At 64.6% G+C, this 22,194-nt stretch carries 18 protein-coding genes and 1 tRNA gene; 11 read left to right on the forward strand and 8 right to left on the reverse strand.

Annotation, left to right across the window (positions count from 1 at the left end; translation table 11 throughout):
• Positions 1–21 precede the first annotated feature (21 nt).
• Positions 22–2,118 carry a TonB-dependent receptor plug domain-containing protein gene (locus ACN0TK_RS14970; RefSeq protein ID WP_417310328.1) on the forward strand — a complete coding sequence of 699 codons (2,097 nt, stop codon included), beginning with the start codon at positions 22–24 and terminating at the stop codon, positions 2,116–2,118.
• A gap of 297 nt (positions 2,119–2,415) precedes the next feature.
• Positions 2,416–3,903 carry a methyl-accepting chemotaxis protein gene (locus tag ACN0TK_RS14975; protein ID WP_417310329.1) on the forward strand — a complete coding sequence of 496 codons (1,488 nt, stop codon included), beginning with the start codon at positions 2,416–2,418 and terminating at the stop codon, positions 3,901–3,903.
• A 9-nt stretch (positions 3,904–3,912) separates the two neighbouring features.
• Here ACN0TK_RS14975 and ACN0TK_RS14980 read toward each other — a convergent pair whose 3' ends face one another.
• From ACN0TK_RS14980 to ACN0TK_RS14995, 4 genes are all read right to left on the reverse strand, one after another.
• Positions 3,913–5,049: a site-2 protease family protein gene (locus ACN0TK_RS14980; RefSeq protein WP_417310330.1), complete on the reverse strand. Its 1,137-nt coding sequence runs from the start codon at positions 5,047–5,049 to the stop codon at positions 3,913–3,915.
• 318 nt (positions 5,050–5,367) lie between these two features.
• Positions 5,368–5,453, reverse strand: a tRNA-Leu gene (locus tag ACN0TK_RS14985).
• Between the two features lie 148 nt (positions 5,454–5,601).
• Positions 5,602–7,410 carry a vWA domain-containing protein gene (locus ACN0TK_RS14990; protein WP_417310331.1) on the reverse strand — a complete coding sequence of 603 codons (1,809 nt, stop codon included), beginning with the start codon at positions 7,408–7,410 and terminating at the stop codon, positions 5,602–5,604.
• 123 nt (positions 7,411–7,533) lie between these two features.
• Positions 7,534–8,316, reverse strand: a complete 783-nt coding sequence (locus tag ACN0TK_RS14995) for a competence/damage-inducible protein A (RefSeq protein ID WP_417310332.1) — start codon at positions 8,314–8,316, stop codon at positions 7,534–7,536.
• A 64-nt stretch (positions 8,317–8,380) separates the two neighbouring features.
• On the opposite strand from ACN0TK_RS14995, the gene sfsA reads away from it, so the two are divergent.
• The 3 genes from sfsA to ACN0TK_RS15010 all read left to right on the forward strand — a co-directional run bounded on the left by sfsA (position 8,381) and on the right by ACN0TK_RS15010 (position 11,491).
• The gene (gene sfsA / locus ACN0TK_RS15000; protein ID WP_417310333.1) at positions 8,381–9,085 is read left to right on the forward strand and encodes a DNA/RNA nuclease SfsA; all 705 of its coding nucleotides are present in this window, start codon (positions 8,381–8,383) and stop codon (positions 9,083–9,085) included.
• On the forward strand, positions 9,085–9,549 hold the full coding sequence (locus ACN0TK_RS15005; RefSeq protein WP_417310334.1) for an acyl-CoA thioesterase: 465 nt from the start codon (positions 9,085–9,087) through the stop codon (positions 9,547–9,549). Before sfsA ends, ACN0TK_RS15005 begins: the two co-directional genes overlap by 1 nt.
• Positions 9,550–9,790: 241 nt before the next feature.
• The gene (locus tag ACN0TK_RS15010; RefSeq protein WP_417310335.1) at positions 9,791–11,491 is read left to right on the forward strand and encodes a tetratricopeptide repeat protein; all 1,701 of its coding nucleotides are present in this window, start codon (positions 9,791–9,793) and stop codon (positions 11,489–11,491) included.
• 90 nt (positions 11,492–11,581) lie between these two features.
• On the opposite strand, the gene ACN0TK_RS15015 is transcribed toward ACN0TK_RS15010, so the two are convergent.
• The 3 genes from ACN0TK_RS15015 to ACN0TK_RS15025 form a co-directional block, all read right to left on the reverse strand.
• Positions 11,582–12,184: a response regulator transcription factor gene (locus tag ACN0TK_RS15015; RefSeq protein WP_417310336.1), complete on the reverse strand. Its 603-nt coding sequence runs from the start codon at positions 12,182–12,184 to the stop codon at positions 11,582–11,584.
• Complete coding sequence (locus tag ACN0TK_RS15020; protein WP_417310337.1) at positions 12,177–13,262, reverse strand: sensor histidine kinase; 1,086 nt, start codon at positions 13,260–13,262, stop codon at positions 12,177–12,179. Before ACN0TK_RS15020 ends, ACN0TK_RS15015 begins: the two co-directional genes overlap by 8 nt.
• Positions 13,263–13,326: 64 nt before the next feature.
• Positions 13,327–13,899, reverse strand: a complete 573-nt coding sequence (locus tag ACN0TK_RS15025; protein ID WP_417310338.1) for a DUF7010 family protein — start codon at positions 13,897–13,899, stop codon at positions 13,327–13,329.
• 222 nt (positions 13,900–14,121) lie between these two features.
• Here ACN0TK_RS15025 and ACN0TK_RS15030 point away from each other — a divergent pair, with 222 nt between their 5' ends.
• The 5 genes from ACN0TK_RS15030 (at position 14,122) to ACN0TK_RS15050 (ending at position 20,467) form a co-directional block, all read left to right on the forward strand.
• The gene (locus ACN0TK_RS15030) at positions 14,122–15,795 is read left to right on the forward strand and encodes a M28 family metallopeptidase (protein ID WP_417310339.1); all 1,674 of its coding nucleotides are present in this window, start codon (positions 14,122–14,124) and stop codon (positions 15,793–15,795) included.
• 88 nt (positions 15,796–15,883) lie between these two features.
• Positions 15,884–16,720, forward strand: coding sequence for a type I methionyl aminopeptidase (gene map, locus ACN0TK_RS15035; protein ID WP_417310340.1), 837 nt, complete (start codon positions 15,884–15,886; stop codon positions 16,718–16,720).
• Positions 16,665–17,405: a RadC family protein gene (gene radC / locus ACN0TK_RS15040; protein ID WP_417310341.1), complete on the forward strand. Its 741-nt coding sequence runs from the start codon at positions 16,665–16,667 to the stop codon at positions 17,403–17,405. Before map ends, radC begins: the two co-directional genes overlap by 56 nt.
• Positions 17,406–17,472: 67 nt before the next feature.
• Complete coding sequence (locus tag ACN0TK_RS15045; RefSeq protein ID WP_417310342.1) at positions 17,473–19,227, forward strand: amidohydrolase; 1,755 nt, start codon at positions 17,473–17,475, stop codon at positions 19,225–19,227.
• A 22-nt stretch (positions 19,228–19,249) separates the two neighbouring features.
• Entirely contained in the window at positions 19,250–20,467 is a 1,218-nt protein-coding gene (locus ACN0TK_RS15050) for a threonine synthase (protein ID WP_417310343.1), read from the forward strand.
• A gap of 136 nt (positions 20,468–20,603) precedes the next feature.
• On the opposite strand, the gene ACN0TK_RS15055 is transcribed toward ACN0TK_RS15050, so the two are convergent.
• Positions 20,604–21,134, reverse strand: a complete 531-nt coding sequence (locus tag ACN0TK_RS15055; RefSeq protein WP_417310344.1) for an REP-associated tyrosine transposase — start codon at positions 21,132–21,134, stop codon at positions 20,604–20,606.
• Between the two features lie 312 nt (positions 21,135–21,446).
• Between ACN0TK_RS15055 and ACN0TK_RS15060 the strand changes: the two genes are divergently transcribed.
• Positions 21,447–22,145, forward strand: a complete 699-nt coding sequence (locus tag ACN0TK_RS15060; protein ID WP_417310345.1) for a hypothetical protein — start codon at positions 21,447–21,449, stop codon at positions 22,143–22,145.
• Positions 22,146–22,194 lie beyond the last annotated feature (49 nt).

Raw genomic sequence — 22,194 nt, forward strand, 5'->3', positions numbered from 1 at the left:
CGGGCTGCCACGGAGCTATTCATGTCATCCATTCTCCTGCGTTCCGCGAGCGCGCTCGCGCTGTCCTGCCTGACCGCCATCCCGGCGCTGGCCCAGGACGCCTCTCCCCTCACCGATATCATCACCGTTTCAGGTCATCAGATTGACGCCGGACCTATCGACCGGCTTGACCCGGCGACCCTGCCGCCGTCAGGGCCCGATCCTGCGGCCCTGATCGCCCGCCTGCCCGGCGCCGCCGTGGTCGGCAATGGCGTATTGTCGAGCCAGGTCCAGTATCGCGGCCTCTCCGGCGGCCGAATCAATCTGCGCATTGATGGCCAGAGCTTTGCTTCCGGCGGCCCCAATCTGATGGATCCGCCGCTGCACTACGCGCCGATTGCCCTGATCGAGCGGATCGAGGTCGACCGCAGCGTCAGCCCGGTGCGCAGCGGCCCCGGCCTCGCCGGCGGTGTCAATGCGGTGTTCAAACAGGTTGGCTTTGCCGACACACAGCAATGGCAGACGCGCTATGACCTGACCCTGGCCGGCCGTTCCGCCGATGACAGCACCGCCTATGGCGGCGTCGTCGGGATCGCCAATGACCAGTTCCGCATCCAGCTGCTCGGCTCGCAGGAGTCCGGTGATGATATCAGCTGGCCCGGCGGCACGATTGGCGGTTCAGCCCATGAACGCCTCGTCTATGGCGTGGGGCTGGGCTATCGCACCGGCGTGCATGAAATCTCCCTCGATCTGCGGCGCCAGGAAACCGGTGCAACCGGCAATCCGCCCTTCGCCATGGACATCCGCTATTTCGACACCGACTTCGCCCGCCTCGGCTATCGCGGTGACTGGGACGGCGTCAGCGTCAGTGCGCATCTCGCGATGGCCGATGTCGCGCACGCGATGAATAATTTCGATCTGCGGCCGGCACCGGCGATGGCATCGATGTATCGCGAATCCCTCGCCACGGCGCACACCGTGTCCGGCGGCGCCGATGCCGCCTTTGCGGCGCTGGGCGGCTCACTCCGCCTCGGCTTTGACGGTGAACAGGCCGAACACGACCTCGCCATCACCAATCCCAGCAATGCGAACTTCGTGCTCAACTCTCTGTCTGACATCACCATGGAGCGCAGCGGCGCTTTCGCGGAATGGACCGGAGCCATCGGCGGATGGGAGACCGAACTTGGCCTGCGCGCGGACCGGCACAGGGCCGAAGCGGGGCTGGCCTCGGTCGGGACAGCCGTGCCCGCCATGCCGGGCATGCTGGCGATGGCCTTCAACGCCACCGACCGCCGTCTCGACGACACCACATTCGACGCCGTTGCGCGCCTGTGGCGGCCGCTCAATGACGCCACGACCCTGCGCCTGACCCTCGCCCGAAAGACCCGGGCGCCGGGCTATGTCGAACGCTTTGCCTGGCTGCCGACCGAGGCCTCGGGCGGACTGGCTGACGGTAATACCTATGTCGGTGATGCCGGTCTGTCGCCGGAGACCGCCTGGATCGCCGAAGCGGGTCTGGACTGGGCGTCGGGTTCTGCCTATGCACGTCCGACCCTGTTCTATCGCTCGGTCGATGATTTCATCCAGGGTGTGCCCTATGACGCCACACCCGGCGTGATCGATACGCCGGTGGAAATGGTCTCGGCGATGAATGGCGATCCAACGCCGCTGCGTTTCGCCAACACCGATGCCCGCCTCTATGGGCTCGACATGGATTTCGGTGTCGCGTTCAACGCGGCCTGGCGTCTCGACGGCACCGCCTCCTGGGTGCGCGGCGAGCGGCGCGATATTGACGACAATCTCTACCGCACCGCACCGCCCAGCCTGCGGCTCGGCCTGACCCGTGAGGCTAGCGCCTGGTCGGCGACGCTGGAAACCCTGGCCGTGGCGCGGCAGGACCGGGTCTCGACGTCCAATTCCGAACTGGAGACGCCCGGCTATGTCCTGCTCAACCTGTATGGCAGCTGGACCCTTCGCGACGGCGTCAGCCTGTCAGCGGGCATCGAGAACCTGCTCGATCACAGCTATCGCCAGCACCTGGCCGGCTATAACCGCAATGCGGGCTCGGATGTCGGGCTGGGCGAACGCCTGCCCGGCACCGGCCGTTCGCTCGGACTGCGCCTGACCCTGAGAGGGTAGGCCTGACCGACCCGGTCTGGCGGACCGCCCCGTGGCTCCAAGGGGGCGGTCCGCCGATACCGGGCAGCGCGCGCACAACGGGCCGCCCGCCGGCATTCAACCGGATCGTGCAGTCAACATCCGGCTTACACGTCAGGCGGGCATCGTAAAGTTAACGCCTCTTAGGAGTGTTTTTCTGTTTGATTTTAAGTATCTACGATTATTTTTCGTGTTTTTCCGAGGCGTTTCGTTAACCAAAACTCCCCCCTACTGCGCCCCAAGCGGGTCCGATGCAGGGCCGCGGCAAGGGGAAGCATCATGAAGTCCATCCTGAATTCCGGCGGCGGCGACGCCCGCGCCACGCTCGACGCGCTGGGCCGTTCGCTCGCCATCATCGAGTTCAAGCCCGACGGAACCATCCTCACGGCCAATTCCAATTTCCTCAATGCCATGGGCTATTCCCTCGCGGAGCTTCGCGGCCAGCACCACAGCCTGTTTGTCGATCCCGCCGAACGCAACTCGCCCGCCTATCACCAGTTCTGGGCCGATCTGCAGCAGGGTGATTTCAAGGCGGCAGAATTCAGACGCATCGCCAAGGGCGGGCGGGAAATCTGGATCCAGGCCAGCTACAATCCGATCCTCGACCGGTCAGGCAAGGTCACGAAGGTTGTCAAATTCGCCACCGACATCACGCAGCAAAAGCTCGACGCCGCCCACGCCCAGGGGCAGATCGCGGCAATCCAGAACTCACAGGCCGTGATCGAATTCGAACTCGATGGCACGATCCTCACAGCCAATGCCAATTTCCTCGCCGCCCTCGGCTATGAGCTCGACGAGATCGCGGGCCAGCACCACTCGATGTTCGTCCCGGCCAGCGAGCGGGATGGTGACGCCTACCAGGCTTTCTGGAGCGCCTTGCGCGACGGCCAGTACCAGGCCGCCGAATTCCTGCGCATCGGCAAGGGCGGCCGCGAGGTCTGGATCCAGGCGGTCTACAACCCGATCCGCGACATGAATGGCAAGGTTTACCGCGTCATCAAGTTCGCGACAGACATCACCGCCCAGGTGCAATTGCGCCAGCAACGCGCTGCCGCGCAAAAGAGCATCGGTGCCGATCTCGACGGGATCGGCAACAGCGTCAGCGAGGCCGCCGAACAGGCGACCACGGTGTCCTCGACGTCAGAACAGACCTCCGCCGCAGTGCAGTCGATTGCGGCGGGCATCGAGGAAATGGCGGCCTCGGCCAATGAAATCGGCAGCCAGCTGGTCCGGGCGACGGAAATCACCCGCAACGCCGTCACCATGGCCAACCAGACCAGCGATGTGATGGGCGGCCTCGCCGAATCGGCGCGGCGGATCAATGAGGTCATCTCCCTGATCAATGACATTTCCGAACAGACCAATCTGCTCGCCCTCAACGCCACCATCGAAGCCGCGCGCGCCGGTGAGGCGGGCAAGGGATTTGCTGTCGTCGCATCGGAAGTGAAGGGACTGGCCAACCAGACCGCCAAGGCAACAGACGGTATCGCGGCCCAGATCGCCCACGTCCAGAAAGCCACCAATGACGCGGTCGACGCCATTGCCTCGATCAGCAAGACCATTGCGGAGATCGACGAGGTCGCATCCTCGGTGGCCAGCGCGGTCGAGGAACAGTCCTGCGTCACACGGGAGATCTCGGGCAATATGCAGGAAGTCGCAGCCGGCGTGGACCAGATCGCCTCCGGCATTCGCGGCATCGCCACGGCAAGCCAGAGCATCGATACCGCGACGCGCAATGTGCGCGAGGCGGCGCAGGCGATCGGCTAGCGCCGGGCGCTAGCCCAGCTGCGCGTCGGCGAACAGATTACGCAGGCGGGCATATTCCAGCAGGTCGGCGAGCGAGAGCACGCCGATAAAGTGGTCCCCGTCGACGAGGAAGAGTCGCTGCAGGTGATGACGCTGCATCTGGGCGAAGGCCTGGTCAGCGCGGGCACCGGCGGGCAGGAGATGGTGTGGGCCCGGCCGCACGGCAATACTGGCCAGCGGCGTGCCGGCCCGCGCAGCCACCGGCACGGCCTGCGCCTCGGCCAGGCCGGCGCTGCCCACCAGACGGCCCGACTCGGTGACGGCAAACCAGTCACGGTGATGTCGGACCAACTTGTCGGCGATGAAGCCGGCCACGCTCATGCCCGCATCGGCCGTCTCGATACCCGGCGTCACCAGATCGGCGGCGCGCACATCACCGAGGGCGACGCGGGTTTCCAGCTCGACGCGCGAGGATTTCGCCGCCGACCGCAGGAACAGCCCGATCAGCACCCACCACAGCCCGCCGAGCGAGCCGGTCGAGAGCAACACGAAAATACCGGCGACGATAAAGAACACCGCGAAGGCCTCACCGGCCAGACTAGCCCAGCGGGTCGCGCGGCGACGATTGCCGCTGGCCATCCAGAGGATGGCCCGCAGCACGCGCCCGCCATCGAGCGGAAAGGCCGGCAGCATGTTGAACAGCGCCAGCAAAAGATTGATCAGGCCGAGATAGGCCAGCACCATGGCCAGCGGCGCCTGCGCACCGCCGGTGGCATCCAGTCCGGCCAGCTGGCTGAAGACCAGCGCCAGCAACAGGCTCATCAAGGGTCCGGCCAGCGCCATCACCAGTTCGGTCATCGGTGTTTTCGGCTCTTCCTCCAGCTCGGCCGCGCCGCCGAACATGAACAGCGTCACCCGGTTGATCGGCATGCCGAAGGCGCGGCCGACAAAGGTGTGGGAGAGTTCGTGCACGACGATCGAGAAGGTCAGTCCGAACACACCAAGGATCGCCATGAAGACATAGGTCGATGTCTCCAGCGCCGCATTCTGGTCCGGAAAGAAACCAACAGCCAGCGACCAGCCGACCAGCAGGGCCAGAAACAACCAGGACGGCTCGGCGCGAACGACCACACCACCGATTTTGAACGAAAAGAGATAGGGGCGCATCGGGAAACCTTTGAGTGAAGGCCGTCACAGTGCACCAGCGGGCCGGCTGTCTCAAGGGACGTAGCGTCGCAGCGGCGTCGGGATTGCCCGGCCGCAACTGCGAGATGGCCACTCCGTCAGAGGACTGGATGTTGGGGCTCGCCCAGCCGTAGCTGCGAGATGGCGAGCGGTCCGCCTTCGCCCTTCGGGCTATGAGGCACTACGCCGTCAGAGGACTTGGCGTTGGGGCTCGCCCAGCCGTAGCTGCGAGATGGCGAGCGGTCCGCCTTCGCCCTTCGGGCTATGGCGTGACAGCCTTCGCTACTCCGCAGCGAAGGCTGGTGCGGGCGGCCGGACTCGAACCGGCACGATCTTTCAATCGACAGATTTTAAGTCTGTTGCGTCTACCATTTCGCCACGCCCGCACGGCGCCGAGGCGCGATCCTACACGGGGTTTGGCGCGAGGCCAGCGGGCAATTCACCGGCTTGCCGCCGCTGCATGACCCCAGCCAGAAAGTGAGCCGCACCCATCGGGCACGGCTCGCTTTTCATCGCACCGGACTGTCGGGCGGGCTATTCCGCCGTCTGGTCATCGGCATTGGCGGCGTAGCGGGCGATGCGGACGAGTTCGAGGAATTCGTCGCGGTGGCCGTATTCGTCCGGCCCCAGCGCTGCGCTGGCGCCGTCGAGGATCTGATCATAGCCATAGCCCTCACGCAGATAGGGATCGCCGCGCAGCATCTGGGCGAAACCGGCGACCTCGACCGAGAAGCGGGTTTCCTGATCGGCAGCCGCGAAATCGGCCACGGCATCGGCGGGCGTTACCGGCCGTTCGATCAGATTGCTCTCATCCTCGCCGGGATGCTTGTAGCGAATGCGCAGCAAGCCGTATTCGGCGGACAGGTCTGATGCGAGTGCCGGGGCTTCACCATAGCGCAGCGGATCGATCAGCGCGCCTTCCGAACCCGGCGCGGCGATTTCATAGATGGCGGTGACGGCATGGCCGGACCCGACCTCGCCGGCATCGACCGCGTCATTGTTGAAATCGGCGCGTTCAAGCATGCGCGTCTCATAGCCGACCAGACGGTATTCAGCGATGCGGGCCGGATTGAACTCGACCTGGATCTTGACGTCATTGGCGATCGGGAACAGCGCGCTGAAGCTCTCCTCGACCAGCATGCGGCGTGCCTCGGCCCGGCTGTCGATATAGGCGGCGGTGCCATTGCCGGCCTGGGCGATGGTCTGCATCATGGCGTCGTTGTAATTGCCGCGACCAAACCCCATCACCGAGAGATAAATCCCGCTGTCGCGCTTGCGGGCGACGAAATCCTCAAGCCGCTCATTCTGGGTGACGCCGACATTGAAATCGCCATCGGTCAGCAGCATGACGCGATTGACCGCCTCGGGGTCGAAATTGCGTTCCGCGAGCTCATAGGCCAGTGACAGACCGGCCCCGCCGGCGGTGGATCCGCCGGCACGCATGCGGTCCAGGGCCTCGTGGATCTGCCGCGCATCGCGGGCCTGGGTCGGCTCGAGCACGGCCCCGGCAGCACCGGCATAGACCACAATCGCGACGGTATCGTCGGGATCGAGTTCATCGACCAGCAAATGCATCGCCTGCACCGCCAGCGGCAGCTTGTCGGGCGAATTCATCGAACCGGAGACATCAATCAGGAAGACCAGATTGGCGCGCGGCCGCTCTTCCGGCACCAGCTCATAGCCCTGCACCGAGACATGCATCAGCTGCGTCGCCGGATTCCAAGGATTGGGTGTCACCTGGACCTGGGCCGCGAAGGGCTCGTCCATGCTTTCGGGCAGCGCGTAGTCATAATCGAAATAATTGACCATCTCCTCGACGCGCACCGCATCCTGGGGCGGCAGGTTGCAGTCATTGAGATAGTCACGCACCACGGCATAGCTGGCCGTGTCGACATCGATCGAGAAGGTCGAGACCGGTTCCTCGGCGGTGGCGTGCACGGTGTTGAGCTCGACATGCTCATAGCGTTCGCGGTCGACATTGCCCGGATGCGGCATCACGGGCAGTGGCGCATAGCCGCGCATGTTCTGCTCCTGCGGCGGCGCCATCATGTCGGCCTGTGCCACCGAAGAGTGCGGTGGCGGCGGTGGCGGCGGGGGTGGCGGCGGTGACGGCTGCGGCGCTTCGGCCTGGACCGCGCCGGCGATCAGGCGCGAGCCGGTCACGCTGACCTGTTCGCGCAGACCGACACCGCCGCGCCCGCGATTGCGGCAGGCGGCGGGAATGGCGTCGAGCAGTTCCTGCTTGGCAGCCTCGTCCTGTGCCAGCGCCATCGGCGCCGACTGGATCGAGGTGGCGGCAACCAGCGCGGCCAGCGCGGTGCCCATTTTCAGATTCCGTGTCATGCAAGTCTCCCCTTCCCGTTCCCAGCTCCGGCATTTGCCCGCAAGAATTGATCGGAGGAAAGGCGAGAACGCGGCCATCTCAAGGCGTTTTGTTCATCTCCGCACGCGCCGCCACCGTGCGCCCTAATCCTCCGGATCAATCCGCCCGTCAAAACCCAGCGCCGAGACCATCGCCGCGATCTCGCCGATGACGGCATCGAGCGCCGCGTCGTCGGTCGAGCGGGTAACGAGATGGGTGCCGCGTTTCACCTCGCCGTCCTTGACCTCGAGGAAATAGGGATAGCTGCCGATCGAGACCTGCGGATAGCGCGCCTGCATCTCGCCGAGCGGGATGGCGATATCGCCTTCGCGCAGATTGTCCGCCTTGACCGAGCGCGAGCGGGTGACGGCGCCGCCATGCAGGCGATGGGCGACGTCTTCCAGCATGCCGCGCGTGATCGAGGGCACGCCGGCCATCACGAAGACATTCTCGATCTGGAAGCCGGGCGCGCCGGTGACCGGATTGACGATCAGGCTCGCGCCGTCGGGAATACGCGCCATGCGCTTGCGGCTCTCAGTCAGCGGCGTCTTCGTCTTGGCATACCAGTGTTCGATCACCTCGAGCGCATCATGGCGGACATCGATGTCGACGCCGAAGGCGGCGGCGATACTGTCGGCGGTGATGTCGTCATGGGTCGGGCCGATACCGCCGGTGGTGAAGACATAATCGGCCTTGGCCCGCAGCGTGTTGACGGTGTCGGCGATCACTTCGGCATCGTCGGGAATGGTGCGGCATTCGATGACATTGATCCCCAGCGGCGCGAGGAATTGCGCGATCTGCTGCAGATTCTTGTCCTGGGTGCGGCCCGAGAGAACCTCGTCACCGATCAACACCACTGCCGCGGTCACGCCTGACGCCTTGCCCATGAGATTGTCCCTCGTTTCCGTGTTCGCCTCGGGTATAGGTGGCGCAACAGGAGAATGCCAAGCCATGAAATTCGCCACACCGCTGATCGAGGGCCGGCTGGTCTCGCGCTACAAGCGCTTCTTCGCCGATGTCGAACTGCCCGGCGGCGAGGTCGTGACAGCGCATTGCGCCAATACCGGCGCCATGGCGGGCATCAAGGATGCCGGCTTGCGTGTCTGGCTGTCGCGCGCCGACAATCCCAAGCGCAAACTCAAATTCACCTGGGAGATTGTCGAGGCCCAGGACACGCTGATCGGCACCCTGCCCGGCCGCGCCAATGAGCTGGCCGAAGAGGCGGTACAGGCCGGCATTCTCACCGAGCTGACCGGCTATGCCTCGCTCAGGCGCGAGGTGAAGTATGGCGAGAACTCCCGCATCGACCTGCTGCTGGAAGATGAGGATCGCCCGCCCTGCTGGGTCGAGGTCAAGAATGTCCACTGGATGCGCCAGCCGGGCCTGGCCGAATTCCCCGATGGCGTCACCAGCCGCGGCACCAAGCATCTCGGCGAACTTTCCGCCAAGGCGAAAGCCGGCGAGCGCGCCGTCCAGCTTTTCATCGTCCAGCGCAGCGATTGCACCCGGCTGCGTCCGGCCGATGATACCGATCCGGTCTATGGCGAGGCCCTGCGCGCGGCCCACAAGGCCGGCGTCGAGATTCTCGCCTATCGCTGCGACGTGACACCGGCGGGCATCGCGATTACCCATCCGATGAGCGTGGAGCTGACATGATGAGCGATCTCCAGTGGGACCTGCCCGACCCTTACGTCCACCGCATCAAGGTGGTGGCCGCCGATATCGATGATTTCGGCCATGCCAATAATGCGCGCTATCTGGAATGGGCCGATGCGGCGGCCTGGACGCACTGGGCCTCGAAGGGGTTTTCGCGCGAGGTCTGCGAGGCCGATGATCGCGGCATCGCCATCATCCGCACCGAGGCCGACTATCTCGGCCATGTCCGGCTCGGCGATGAACTTGACTGCGCGGTCTGGATCTCAAAATCGGATGGCCGCCTGCGCGCCGAGCGGCGCTATCAATTCGTGCGCGTCGGTGACGGCGTGACGGTGTTTCGCGCGCTCACCAAAGTCGTCTGTTTCCAGCTCTCGACCGGCAAGCCGGCGCGGATGACGGAAATCTTCAAGGCGCACTACTCGGTTCTGCCTTCGGTGGCGGCAGCGTTGGCGGCAGAGGACTGAGCCGGCACAATCAGGCTCACCGGTCGCGGGCCCCGGAAATCATTCGTTTTATGCCGACGCCTATGATAACTCCGACCCCGATAAGGGGAATCTCATGAATCGTCTGCTGAGCGAACTGCGCCGGCGCAACGTATTTCGCGTTGCAGCCGCCTATCTCGTGGCCAGCTGGCTGGTTCTGCAAATTGTCCTCGCGATCGAGAGCTCTGCCGGTCTGCCGGGCTGGACGGACGGCATGGCACTGGTGGTGCTGGTGATCGGATTTCCGATCGCCGTGATCATTACCTGGGCATTCGAACTGACACCGGAAGGTTTGAAACCGACCGAGACGTCCGAACGCGCCGACAGCATACGACCCATGGCGGCGGGCGATTACGCCCTGATCGCCCTGCTCGTTCTGGTGCTGGGCATAGCCAGCTTCCAGGTCTTAAACAAGGGCGCCGCGCCGGCACCGCTTGCCGCCAATGCCGAACCCGCCACCCGCACCCAACCCACACCTTCGGCCGCCTCGATTGCCGTCCTGCCCTTTGCCGATCTCTCGCCCGATGGCGATCAGGAATATTTCTCTGACGGCATTGCAGAGGAAATCCTCAACGTCCTCGTGCGCGTCGACGATCTGGATGTGACATCTCGCACCTCGGCCTTCCAGTTCAAGGGGCGGGAAATCGGCCTGCCGCAGATTGCTGCGGAACTGAATGTTCGCTTCATCCTCGAGGGCAGCGTCCGCCGCGCCGGCGACACAGTGCGCATCACGGCGCAGCTGATTGACGCGGTTGGCGACCGGCACCTCTGGTCACAGACCTACGACCGGCCCCTGAGCGCGCAAAACCTGTTCGCGATCCAGGACGAGATCTCCAATGCGATCGTAAGCCAGATCGGCGCCGTTCTGGGCATTGCGCCGGCAACCGCGATCTCTGTGCCGGTGACGACGAATGATCTCGACGCCTATGACCTCTTCCTGCAAGCCCGTCCGATGTTTCAGGCACGCGGACAACTCGACGAAGTTGACCTATTGCTCGAGCGCGCCACCACGCTCGACCCGGACTATGCCGACGCCTGGGCAATGCGGGCCGTGCTGCAAACCCTGTTGGTCAGCTATGGCTATTCGGAGAGGACGCGAGCGGAAATCGGCGCGTTGGCCGATGAGTACGCGGCACGGGCACTCGCGATGGATCCCCGCAACAGCCTGGCCCTGACGGCGTTGGCGGAAATGGAGTTCGCCACGGCCTGGGAAGCGCACGAGCCGGTGGACTGGCAAGGGGTGCTCGACATGTATACCGAAGCCCTCGCCGCCGATCCCCGCAATGCCACCGCACTGCTCTGGCGCGGCCTCGTCAGGAGCGAGATGGGCTATCTGCAGGAATCTTTGGCGGATTTCGAGTCCTGCCTGGCACTGGAACCTCTATACGCGCCGTGCCTGTTGGATAAGGCCAGCGTCCTGTCCGGCCTCGGGCGCGATGATGAGGCGATGGCTGTGCTGTTGAGAAACCTCGACGAAGGCATTGGCCGGATCACCTATTTCGATCTCGCTGTATTGGCCCGCCGCGGCGAGCGCGCTCTTTTCGAGGCGATCACGAATGATGCCGACATGCTCCAGGGGTGGCGGCATCATGGCGATCTCTACGACGCCTACCGCCACCCCGAGAGCGATCACACCGCCCTTGTGCTGGATATCCTGAGTTTCGTGGGAGCTGACTCCTCCGAGCTTGGCATTGGCTCGGGGGTTCGCACTGCCGCGCGCATTCCCGATCTCATCGCGGGTCTGCGAGGCTCCTCGATCCAGCCCAATTTTTCGGGATTCTGGCTGGAGCCGCGATCCGGATATCTTCAAAATGAGCTGTTCGAGGGCATCGCCCGCGACACCGGCCTGCTCGAATACTGGCAGACCCATGGCTTCCCGCCGCGCTGCCGTGCGGAGGGCGTTGACGGATTTTCCTGCGATTGAGGGCAGCGCGGCGAATTATTGCCGTACGCGCTTATGGATCGGTCTTGCCTTCACGCACCCTCCCGCCGGCGTACGGCCAGGGCTTGCGCCCTAGAGCCAGCCCTTCTCCCGCGCCAGACGCGCCGCCTCGATGCGGTTTCCCGCCCCGAGCTTGGAAATGGCGCTGTGCAGATAATTGCGCACCGTGCCACGCGCCAAACCGGTCGCTTCGGCCATGGCCGGGCTTTCCAGCCCCGCCTCAGCCAGACGCAGAAGACGGCGTTCGGCATCGGTCAGCGGATCGGTCTCGCTCCAGGCGCGCTCCGCCAGTTCCGGCGCGATCACCCGTTCACCGGCCGCGACGCGCCGGACCGCATCGGCGAGACGGGTTGAAGGACCGTCCTTCAAAATGAAACCCGCCACGCCCGCCTCGAGCGCGCGGCGCAGATAGCCGGGCCGGTCGAAGGTCGTCACGATCAGCACCCGCGCCCGCGCACCCTCGCGCTTGAGCAGGGCGGCGAGTTCCAGCCCGGTCATGTCCGGCATCTCGATATCGGTGACCACGACATCGGGGTCGTGGCGGCGCACGAGATCATGCGCCTCGCGGCCATTGCAGGCCGTGCCGACGATCTCGATATCGGTCTCGAGTCCGAGCAGCGCTGCCAGGGCCTCGCGCAGCAGGGTCTGGTCTTCGGCCAGGATGAGTCTAGGCATCATCACCCTCTTTGTGTTCGGGAATCCAGGCCCGGACCGTCGTGCCGGTATCAGCCGTCTCCACCGAAAACCGCCCCGACAGGCCTTCAATCCGCGCCGCCAGCCCGCCCAGCCCGCCTTCACCGAGAGAGGCTCCACCACATCCGTCATCACTGATGGTGAGCGCGACAGCTCCGGCATCGCCAGCCGTACGGATCGTGGCCTGACGCGCGCCGGCATGGCGGATAATATTGGTCACCGCTTCGCGGATCACCATCGCCAGCGCCGTCGATTGCGGCCGGGTCAGGTCCGTGGCCTCCAGCTGCAGCGACACCGCCAGACCGCTGGCCTCCAGATGCTGGCGGGCTTCCTCAGCCGCCGTCTCCAGACTGCGGTCACGAAGACCGGCAACCGCCTCGCGCACTTCGGCCAGGGCGGTGCGCGAAATTGACTGGATTTCCGCCAGCTCGCTGCGGGCCCGCTCGGGGTCGGCGTCGAACAGGCGCGAGGCCAGGTCGGCCTTCAGCGTCACGACCGAGAGGGTATGGCCGAGCAGATCGTGCAGATCGCGCGCGATGCGCTGGCGCTCGGCTTCGGCGGCCCGGGCCGAGGCCTGGCGCTGACGCGCGGCACCCTCGGCCTCCTGGCGCTGACGCCGCGCGCCCATCGCCGCACCCGCCGCAGCGATCACGGCCAGGACCAGCAGCGCGGCCACATAGACGAGCGGTTGCTGCATCAGCCAGGCGGTCGACAGGATGGCGAGCGCGACGGCCGCCAGGGCGGCTGTGCGAGGCACGGAGGGCGGCAGCCAACCCAGCATGGCCGCAGCGAACACCAGATAGACAGCGCCGCCGATCGTCACCGGCATGAAGGCGAAACCGAGCACGCCGGCCACCAGTGCTGCCGGATAGACGGTCCAGTCGCGCCGACGCAGGCTGAAAATATACAGCGTGACAAAACCGGCCATCGCCGCCAGCGCGACCAGCGCCTGCTCGAGACCGGGCGGCTGGTAAAGCCAGGCGAAGAAGAAAAAGCCCAGATAGACCAGATGCACCCAGGGCCGGTTCGGCGATAACAGGGCAAGTATCCGCTGCATCATGGCCTCTCCACCTTCACCTTCACCTTCACCTTCACCTTCACCTTCACCTTCACAGCGCGCCCGATCAGGCCGCGCTCACCCCGGCGCGGCGAAAGCGCAGGACTTCCCAGCGCAGGCCCGCCGCAGCGAAAAGATAAAGCCCGGCGACGACAAACGGAATGCCCGTCAACCGCCAGTCGGGAAAGCCGTACCAGATCACGGTCACGGCCGCGACCCGGACGAAGGCGTGGATCAGGCTGACCCGGCTGTGATAGGCCCAGCCGATGATCGGCCAGTGCAGGCTCATGCCGATGGCGAGGGTCAGCGGCGCTCCCTCGGGGAAACCACCGATCAGCAGGATATGAATCGGCCACAGCAGATTGATCGCCGCGATCGCCGCCATGGTGACGCCCGACAGGGGCGATTTCGACTTCATGAAGGGCGAGCGCATCGGAGCCTGCAACAGGATGCCGAGCGGAAAGATCAGTCCCGACCCTGCCGCCGCCGCGATCGCCCACTGTGGTGGCGCGAGGTAGAAACCGAGCCCGCCCATCACCGCCCAGTAGAGCGCGCCGGCGACGGGCAGCGACACACCGCCGCCCGCGGCGACACAATAGCGCTTTCGCTCCGCATCAATCATTGCCTTCAAATCGGTCATGGCCGGGTCCGTCCTGTAGCTGTTGTCCGGACATCACCTTGCCGCGGCGGCGGCCGGCATTGCAGAAACAGGCGTCACCCATCGCCCGTGACAGCTGTCATCACCGGCCCGTCTGCACCCGGCTTCCGTCTCACGGATAATTAACATCCGCTCACATTGTGCCCGCACTCGCGCCCGCTATAGTCCGCGCCAACATCAACACCGCTATTGGGGGAGGCTTCCATGAAGTTTCTGGCACCTGTTCTGGCCTGTCTCGCGCTCGTCGCCTGCGGCTCATCCACTGACACTGCCGTCGAGGCTCCGGCCGAATTCATGCCGGATGTGCGCACGGAAAATATCGAGGCGCATATCCGCTTTCTCGCATCGGACTATCTGCAGGGCCGCGATGTCGGCACCGATGGCTATGAGATCGCCGCCAATTATGTCGCGGCGCAGATGCAATTGCTCGGTCTGGAACCGGCCGGCGACAATGGCGGCTATTTCCAGCAAGTGCCGCTGCAGGATGTGACTGCCGACGCGGCCTATAACAGCCTCAGCCTCGACGGCGAGACCTTCGCCCAGGGCGACCGGGTGTATATCTCGACCAATCCGAGCCTGCCCGAATCGAGCGTCACGGCGCCGCTGGTGTTTGTCGGTTACGGCGTCTCGGCCCCCAATCGCGATCATGACGACTATGCCGGCCTCGACGTTGCCGGCAAGATCGTGGTCATCGTGAATGGTGTCCCCGGCGGCCTGCCCAGCGAAGAGCGGGCCCATCACTTGTCGTACACCACCAAGCGCAATCTCGCCGCCGCCCATGGCGCCGTCGGCATGATCACCGTGACCAGCCGTACCGACGAGCAGATGCGCACCTACGCCGATGGCACCGCCGCGCTTCCGGTCACCAGCCTGACGCCGGCCACAGGCCCGTCCTCACGTGACCAGATCCAGGTGAGCGCCGAGGTTGGCGCCACGCTCGGTGCACGCCTGTTCGAGGGCGCCGAGATGAGCCTGGAAGACGTCCGGGCCGCGATGTCGGACGAGGAAAACCCGACCTTCCCGCGCTTCGATCTGCCGCACAGCGTCAGCCTGCAGCAGCGCACCATTTCGGAGCCTTTCACCGCCCCGAATGTGGTCGGCATGCTGCGCGGCAGTGATCCGGTGCTGGCCGACGAGATTGTCGTGCTGACGGCGCATCTCGACCATATCGGCACCATCCACGATCACATGCGCGGCCGCGGTGGCTGCCGCTCCAATGACGGTGAGGATTCGATCTGCAATGGCGCGGTCGACAATGCGTCCGGCGTCTCGATCATGCTGGAAACGGCACGCGCCTTCATGCAACAGGGCACGCCGCGGCGTTCGGTGCTGTTCGTCGCCCTGGCCGGTGAGGAAAAGGGCCTGCTCGGTTCCGAGCATTTTGCCCGCAACCCGACAGTGCCGGCCGACGCCATCGTCGCCAATGTCAATCTCGACATGCCGGTCATCGTCTATGAGTTCAACGACGTCGTCGCCTTCGGGAGCGAGCATTCCAATCTGGGCCCGATTGCCACGCGCGCAGCGGCCCGGATGAATATCGAGGTCAGCCCGGATCCGATTCCGGAGCAATCGATCTTCGTGCGCTCGGACCACTACAACTTCGTGCGCGAGGGCGTGCCGTCGCTCTTCCTGATGACCGGCTTCTCCTCGCCGGATCCGCGCTGGGATGAGGGCGAGGGCTTTATGGGCTTCTTGAGCACCCATTATCATCGCCAGACCGACCAGCTCGACGGTGACCTGGAAGTCCTGTTCGACCAGGGCGCCAAATTTGCCAATATCAACTATCTGATCGCGCGCGAAATCGCCGACAGCGACGAACGCCCGGCGTGGAATGACGACAGTTTCTTCGGCAATCTCTACGGCCACGCCGGCGAATAACCGGAAATAAAATACCAGCAATCCCAGCGCGCGCCGTTTCAAACGGCGCGCGCTTTGGCTATATGGGGGGATAGCGGAGGACTGCCCCTTGACGACTGCCTATGACAGCATTGACGATTATGATGCCCCATCGCCGCGCGACGGGCGCATCAAGCTGCACGGTGCGGAAGGCTTTGAGGGCATGCGCAAGGCCGGTCGTCTCGGCGCCCAGGTGCTCGACATGCTGGTGCCCGAGGTCAAGGCCGGCGTCACCACGGAGCATCTCGACCGGCTGACGCGCGAATTCATCCTCGACCATGGCGCCACGCCGGCGACGCTGCATTATCGCGGCTATCGCCACTCGCTGTGCACCTCGCTCAACCATGTCGTCTGCCACGGCATTCCCGGGCCCAAGGCGCTGCGTGATGACGATATTCTCAATATCGATGTCACCGTCATCGTCGATGGCTGGCATGGCGATACCAGCCGCATGTACACGGCCGGCGAGCCCAAGCGCAAAGCCGAGCGCCTGATCGACATTACCTATGAAGCGATGATGGCCGGGATCGAAGCCGTCAAACCCGGCGTCACCCTGGGCACGATCGGCGCGATCATCCAGGAATATGCCGAGGAGCGCCGCTGCTCCGTCGTGCGCGACTTCTGCGGCCACGGCCTCGGCCAGCTCTTCCATGACAGCCCCAATGTGCTGCATTTCGGCACGCGCGGCGAAGGCGTCGTGCTCAAGGAAGGCATGTTCTTCACCATCGAGCCGATGCTCAATCTCGGCCGGCCCGATGTGAAAGTCCTCAATGATGGCTGGACCGCCGTCACTCGCGACAAATCGCTCTCGGCCCAGTTCGAGCACTCCCTCGGCGTCACCGCCGATGGCTATGAGATCTTCACCAAATCGCCCAAGGGCCTCGACAAGCCCCCCTACAACACCTGACGCCATGGCCTCACCCGCGCAAAACGATGGTCACCGCGAGCGTTTGCGCCAGAAACTAACCTTGGCGGGTGGTGAGGCCCTGCACGATTACGAGCTGCTGGAACTTTATCTCTTCCGCTCCATCCCGCGCCGCGATGTCAAACCGATCGCCAAGGCGCTGATCGCGCGCTTCGGCGATCTCGGCGGCGTTGCCGCAGCCCCCGTCGAACAACTCACCACCATTGATGGCGTCTCGCAGCGCTGCGCCGCCGAGCTCAAGCTGATCCAGGCCCTGTCCGCCCGCCTGGCCCGCGAACAGGTGATCGGCCGCCCCGTTATCGCCTCCTGGGCGGCGCTGGTCGCTTATTGCCGCACGGCGATGCAGCACGCCACGACCGAGCAGTTCCGTGTCCTCTTCCTCGACCGCAAGAACAAGGTGATCGGCGATGAGGTCCTCGGCACCGGCACGATCGACCACGCCCCGGTCTATCCGCGCGAAGTCGTCAAACGGGCGCTGGCCAATGAGGCCTCGGCAATCATCCTGGTCCACAACCACCCCTCGGGAGACGCCACCCCCAGCCAGGCCGATATCGAGATGACGCGCACCCTGATCGATGTCTGCAAACCCTTCGAGATCGTCGTCCACGACCATCTCGTGATCGGGCGCGAGAATACGGCGAGTTTCAAGACTCTGGGTCTGATGTGAAAGCTCTGGTCATGGCGGATCATTGCCCTAGCATGGGCGCCTGACACAGCAGCAGAAGCGCCTCGCCATGAAACGACTGATCGTCACCGCCCTTGCCCTGCTCTTGCTGAGCTGGGGCGTGTCACTGAGGGCGCCGGCGGCGTCACAACACCAGATTTTCCATGGCGGCACCATCCGCACCATGGCCGGCGATGAAACGGTCGAGGCCATTTATGTCCGCGATGGCGTCATCATCGCGACCGGCAGCAAGGCCGAGATCGAGGCGCTGGCGCCGTGGAATGCCAAGCGGGTCAACCTGCTCGGCGGCACGCTTGTGCCCGGCCTGATCGAGCCGCACACGCATCCGCTCGCCTCGGCGCAGCTGGGCGCGGCGGTTGATGTCAGCGGGGTCAGCCATGCCAGCCGCGACGAGATCATGGAGACGCTGCGCCGGGCTGCGAGCCAGCGCGGGCTGACGCCGTGGATCATCGCCTTCGGCTGGGATCCGGCCATGCTCGACCCGCTGCCACCGCCCGGCCTGGCCGAGCTCGACGCCATCGCGCCGGAGCGGCCGATGATCATCCTCACCCAGATGATGCATGAGGCCTTCGCCAATTCCGCCGCCCTGGCCGCCGCCGGTCTCGGCAGCACCACGCCCGATCCGGAAAACGGCCAGTTTGAACGCGATGCCGATGGCAATCTCACCGGCCGCCTGATCGAGATCAGCGCCATCGGCCAGGTGATGGCCGCCGTGCCGCAGGCCGGCGATGCGGCGCTGAACCTGCTGCTCAATCTGCAATATGATGCCTATGCCCGCGCCGGCTACACCACGATCGGTGCCGCCAGCCTTGTCGGCAATGCCCGCGATCCGCTCGCCCTGGTGCACGGCGTCGCCAGCCAGCCGCGCGCGCCGGTCAGCACCGCGCTCTACACGGCCCCGGCGCGGCGCGACCATGCGCTCGAGCTCTGGACTGGGGAGGATGCCAACACCTCGCTGGCCGGCATCAAGATCTGGATGGATGGCTCGCCCTTCATCGGCGGCGCGGCACTGGCCGAGCCCTATCAGCGCTCGCATTTCACGCAAGACGTGCTCGGCCTCGCCCCCGACTGGCGCGGCACACTCAACTACAGCCAGGACGCCGCCAATGCCCTGGTGCTCGAGGCCCAGCGCGGCGGCTATCAGATCGCCATCCACGCCCAGGGCGAGGCGGCGATCGAGATGGCGCTCAATGCCATCGAGGCGGCCCAGACCGCCGCGCCGGACCCCATGCTGCATCACCGGCTCGAACATCTCGCCCTGATCACCCCGGCCCAGATCGAGCGCGCCGCGCGGCTCGGCGTCAGCCTTGGCTTCTTCGTCGATCATGTCCGGTTTTACGGCCATATCCTGCCCGACCTGGTCGGCCCGGACCGCACCGCGCGCTACATGCCGGTCGGCGACGCCTTCGCCAGCGGCGCCGTCATCACCCTGCATGGCGATCATCCCGCCACCCCGATCGATCCGATGCGCACCCTGGGCACCGCCATCGAGCGCCAGCCGCGCCAGGGCGGCGAGCTGATCGGGCCCGACCAGCGGCTCAATACGCAACAGGCGCTTGAAGCGATGACGATCAATGCCGCCCGCCAGCTCGGGCTGGAGGCTGAGATCGGCACCATCGAGCCGGGCAAGCGCGCCGATTTCACCTGGCTGGCACGCGATCCGCTGAGCCTTGATGCCGGCGAATTGCGTCAGCTTGAAGTGCGCGGCACCTGGGTCGCCGGCCGGCCGGTCGACACCCGCATGATCACCCTGCGCCATGCCGGATTGGTGTTGAGGGCAATCTGGTCCAGTCTCACCACCTGATCACAAGCCCTGGAGCGCCCCTATGCACCACGACTATGTCACCCATCTGGAATGCTCCGAGACCGGCAAGCATTACGACAAGGACCAGCCGCACAATCTCTCCGACGCCGGCAAGCCGCTGCTGGTGCGCTATGACCTCGCCAAGGCGAAGCGCGAGATCGATCGCGGCGCCATCTCGGCCCGCCGGGGCGGCTTCTGGAAATGGCGCGAGCTTCTGCCCGTCGCCAATGACGCGGATGTCTGCCGCCTCGGCGAGCTGACAACACCGCTGATCGATGTCCCCGCGACGGCGAAAGCCTCCGGCGCCACCGGCCGCGTGCGCATCAAGGATGAGGGCCGGCTGCCGACGGGGAGTTTCAAGGCGCGCGGCCTCGCGCTGGCCGTCGCCATGGCCCACCGTTTCGGCATCAAGCGCCTCGCCATGCCGACCAATGGCAATGCCGGCGCCGCGATGTCGGCCTATGCCAGCCGCATGGGGATGGAGAGCTATGTCTTCGCGCCCGATGACACGCCCGAGGTGAATATCCGCGAGATGGCGCTGCAGGGCGCCCATGTCTTCCGCGTCAACGGGCTGATCCATCATTGCGGCGCCCTGGTCGCGGCCGGCAAGGACAGGATGGGCTGGTTCGATCTCTCGACCCTGAAAGAGCCCTACCGGATCGAGGGCAAGAAAACCATGGGCCTCGAACTCGCCCACCAGCTCGGCTGGCGCATGCCCGAAGCGATCTTCTACCCCACCGGCGGCGGCACCGGCCTGATCGGCATGTGGAAAGCCTTCGACGAGATGGAGCAACTCGGCTGGATCGGCAAACGCCGCCCGAAAATGATCGCCGTCCAGGCGGAAGGCTGCGCCCCCATCGTCCGCGCCTGGGACAAGGGCGAACGCCATGCCGACGAATGGCTCGACGCCACCACCGCCGCGATGGGCATCCGCGTGCCCAAGGCCATCGGCGATTTCTTGATCATTGATGCCTGCAAGGAGAGCGAAGGTTTCGCCATCGCCGTCTCCGAGTTGGCCATCGAGGCGGCTCGTGTGCGGTGCGCCCGCGAGGACGGTCTCCTCTTGTGCCCGGAAGGTGCCGCAACGCTGGCCGCGATGGAAAAGGCGATGAATGACGGGCTGATCGAACGCGATGCCGACTGCGTGTTGTTCAATTGCGGCTCGGGTTTGAAGTATGCGATGCCGGATGGGTCGCGGGTGCTGGATCGCAATGCCGAGGTGGATTGGGGGGCGATGTGATCTGAGGAGGGACAGGTACCTCTGGTACCTGTCCCAGGGAAAACCCGGCTTCGGCCGATGCCGGGCGCAGGCGCCTGCAAGAGCCGGGAGGAACAGACTCCTCCCTGGGACGCGTACCAGAGGTACACGTCCCTCTTCACGCGTAGGGATCAATCGCGTGCAGGTAGGCGTGCCAATCAGGTATCCGCGACAACATCGGCTCTACCCTCACCAGGCCATCACTCTGCCCGGCGAGATGCGCATGCACACTCGACCATTGCCAATCCTGCGCATGAGCCACAAGCCCGGCCCGGACCGGATTGAACTCGATATAGCGGCAAACGGAATGCAGCCGCGCCTCGTCCATCGGTGACGATTTGAAACGGCCTTGCCAAAGAATTCCGGCGCCGGCTCCGGTGGTGTTGAAATAGTGCGTATAGAGGCGGTGTGTCCAGGAAAGCACCCGCGACAGCCCCGCCGCATCGTCAGGTACCAATACCAGATGAACGTGGTTGGGCATCAGGCAATAGGCCCAGCACTGCACCTGCTCGCGCTGGCAGGCTTCCGTCAGCAGCTTGAGGTATTGCGCATAATCCTGATCGGTGAAGAAAACCTGCTGCCGCCGATTGCCGCGCTGCGTGACATGATGGGGTGCGCCGGGATGAACGATGCGGGCGGAGCGGGGCATGGCGCACCTATAAAGTGCATTTCCATTTAATGCAATAATTTGCACGGAACGCCTGAAGAGGGACAGGTACCTCTGGTACCTGTCCCAAGAAAAACCCGGCTTCGGCCGATGCCGGGCTTCATCGCCTGGAATCACGCCCCAAATAGAGTCCTCCCAGGGACGCGTACCAGAGGTACACGTCCCTCTCAGCACGGCGATTTAGCGCCGCGTCATCCTCTCCGCGCGGAGCGGGTGCCCGAAGGACGAATCAGGGACGAAGCGGGAATCAGTTGCACACGAAGTTGCGCTGAGGTTTATTGCTTCTTGAGAGTGATGCTTGCACTCGCTGGCGAGGCCCCAACATTGACGTTCTTCGGTTGGACAGGGTTCATTGTGGAAGGGCTTTTTTCATTCCTCACAGGAGTCCTTGTTCCGCTCGCGTGGCCACTGGTGGCGATTACGGTTGCGCTATTGTTTAAGAAGGACATCTCGGAACTACTTGATCGAGTTATGAGTTTCGATGGATCCGCATTTAAGTTTAGACCCCGGGATCAACAAGGTGCCCGCTTTGCCAGCGAGTCTCTTCCGAAGCCGGATTCCAGTGAAGTGTCGAGTGGTCTGGATTCAGAACCCAACCCAGATATTCGCCCCTGGCTTGATCACATAAACAACGTCATAGCGAACGATGCATCGCTGGGTTCGGTTGATCACCTAAAACTGGAACTCGCTCTCGCCAATAGACGAGCGCACTGGGAGTCTGTTGGTCGCGATATATATGGAAGCCAAATCGAGGCCCTGGAGGCTCTGAGACGCGGCGCCTTGTCCAATGAGGCACTGGCCCCATACTTCGATACTCATGTGGCGCGCGCGGGCAATCGGGCCTATCGCAACATCTGTGATTGGATGTCTTTTCTGGTTCGGATGAGCTTGGTACGCCCGACCCAGACAGGATACGAAATCACCGATATCGGTCGATCTTTCTATCTCCAACTGATAGCGGCAGGCTTCTCGACCACTAGCCACAGGTGGTGACCGAAAGGCTTCGGAACCGACCAGTTCCAGAAGACTCCAAACTTTGTAG

The sequence above is a fragment of the Devosia sp. genome (genome assembly GCF_048261455.1).
Lineage (GTDB): Bacteria > Pseudomonadota > Alphaproteobacteria > Rhizobiales > Devosiaceae > Devosia_A.

Bases quoted from the DNA above. Each gene is read 5' to 3' on its own strand.
- ACN0TK_RS14970 (WP_417310328.1), top strand. From the start codon at position 22: ATGTCATCCATTCTCCTGCGTTCCGCGAGCGCGCTCGCGCTGTCCTGC.
- ACN0TK_RS14975 (WP_417310329.1), top strand. From the start codon at position 2,416: ATGAAGTCCATCCTGAATTCCGGCGGCGGCGACGCCCGCGCCACGCTC.
- ACN0TK_RS14980 (WP_417310330.1), bottom strand. From the start codon at position 5,049: ATGCGCCCCTATCTCTTTTCGTTCAAAATCGGTGGTGTGGTCGTTCGC.
- ACN0TK_RS14990 (WP_417310331.1), bottom strand. From the start codon at position 7,410: ATGACACGGAATCTGAAAATGGGCACCGCGCTGGCCGCGCTGGTTGCC.
- ACN0TK_RS14995 (WP_417310332.1), bottom strand. From the start codon at position 8,316: ATGGGCAAGGCGTCAGGCGTGACCGCGGCAGTGGTGTTGATCGGTGAC.
- sfsA (WP_417310333.1), top strand. From the start codon at position 8,381: ATGAAATTCGCCACACCGCTGATCGAGGGCCGGCTGGTCTCGCGCTAC.
- ACN0TK_RS15005 (WP_417310334.1), top strand. From the start codon at position 9,085: ATGAGCGATCTCCAGTGGGACCTGCCCGACCCTTACGTCCACCGCATC.
- ACN0TK_RS15015 (WP_417310336.1), bottom strand. From the start codon at position 12,184: ATGCCTAGACTCATCCTGGCCGAAGACCAGACCCTGCTGCGCGAGGCC.
- ACN0TK_RS15020 (WP_417310337.1), bottom strand. From the start codon at position 13,262: ATGATGCAGCGGATACTTGCCCTGTTATCGCCGAACCGGCCCTGGGTG.
- ACN0TK_RS15025 (WP_417310338.1), bottom strand. From the start codon at position 13,899: ATGACCGATTTGAAGGCAATGATTGATGCGGAGCGAAAGCGCTATTGT.
- ACN0TK_RS15030 (WP_417310339.1), top strand. From the start codon at position 14,122: ATGAAGTTTCTGGCACCTGTTCTGGCCTGTCTCGCGCTCGTCGCCTGC.
- radC (WP_417310341.1), top strand. From the start codon at position 16,665: ATGAGATCTTCACCAAATCGCCCAAGGGCCTCGACAAGCCCCCCTACA.
- ACN0TK_RS15045 (WP_417310342.1), top strand. From the start codon at position 17,473: ATGAAACGACTGATCGTCACCGCCCTTGCCCTGCTCTTGCTGAGCTGG.
- ACN0TK_RS15050 (WP_417310343.1), top strand. From the start codon at position 19,250: ATGCACCACGACTATGTCACCCATCTGGAATGCTCCGAGACCGGCAAG.
- ACN0TK_RS15055 (WP_417310344.1), bottom strand. From the start codon at position 21,134: ATGCCCCGCTCCGCCCGCATCGTTCATCCCGGCGCACCCCATCATGTC.
- ACN0TK_RS15060 (WP_417310345.1), top strand. From the start codon at position 21,447: ATGCTTGCACTCGCTGGCGAGGCCCCAACATTGACGTTCTTCGGTTGG.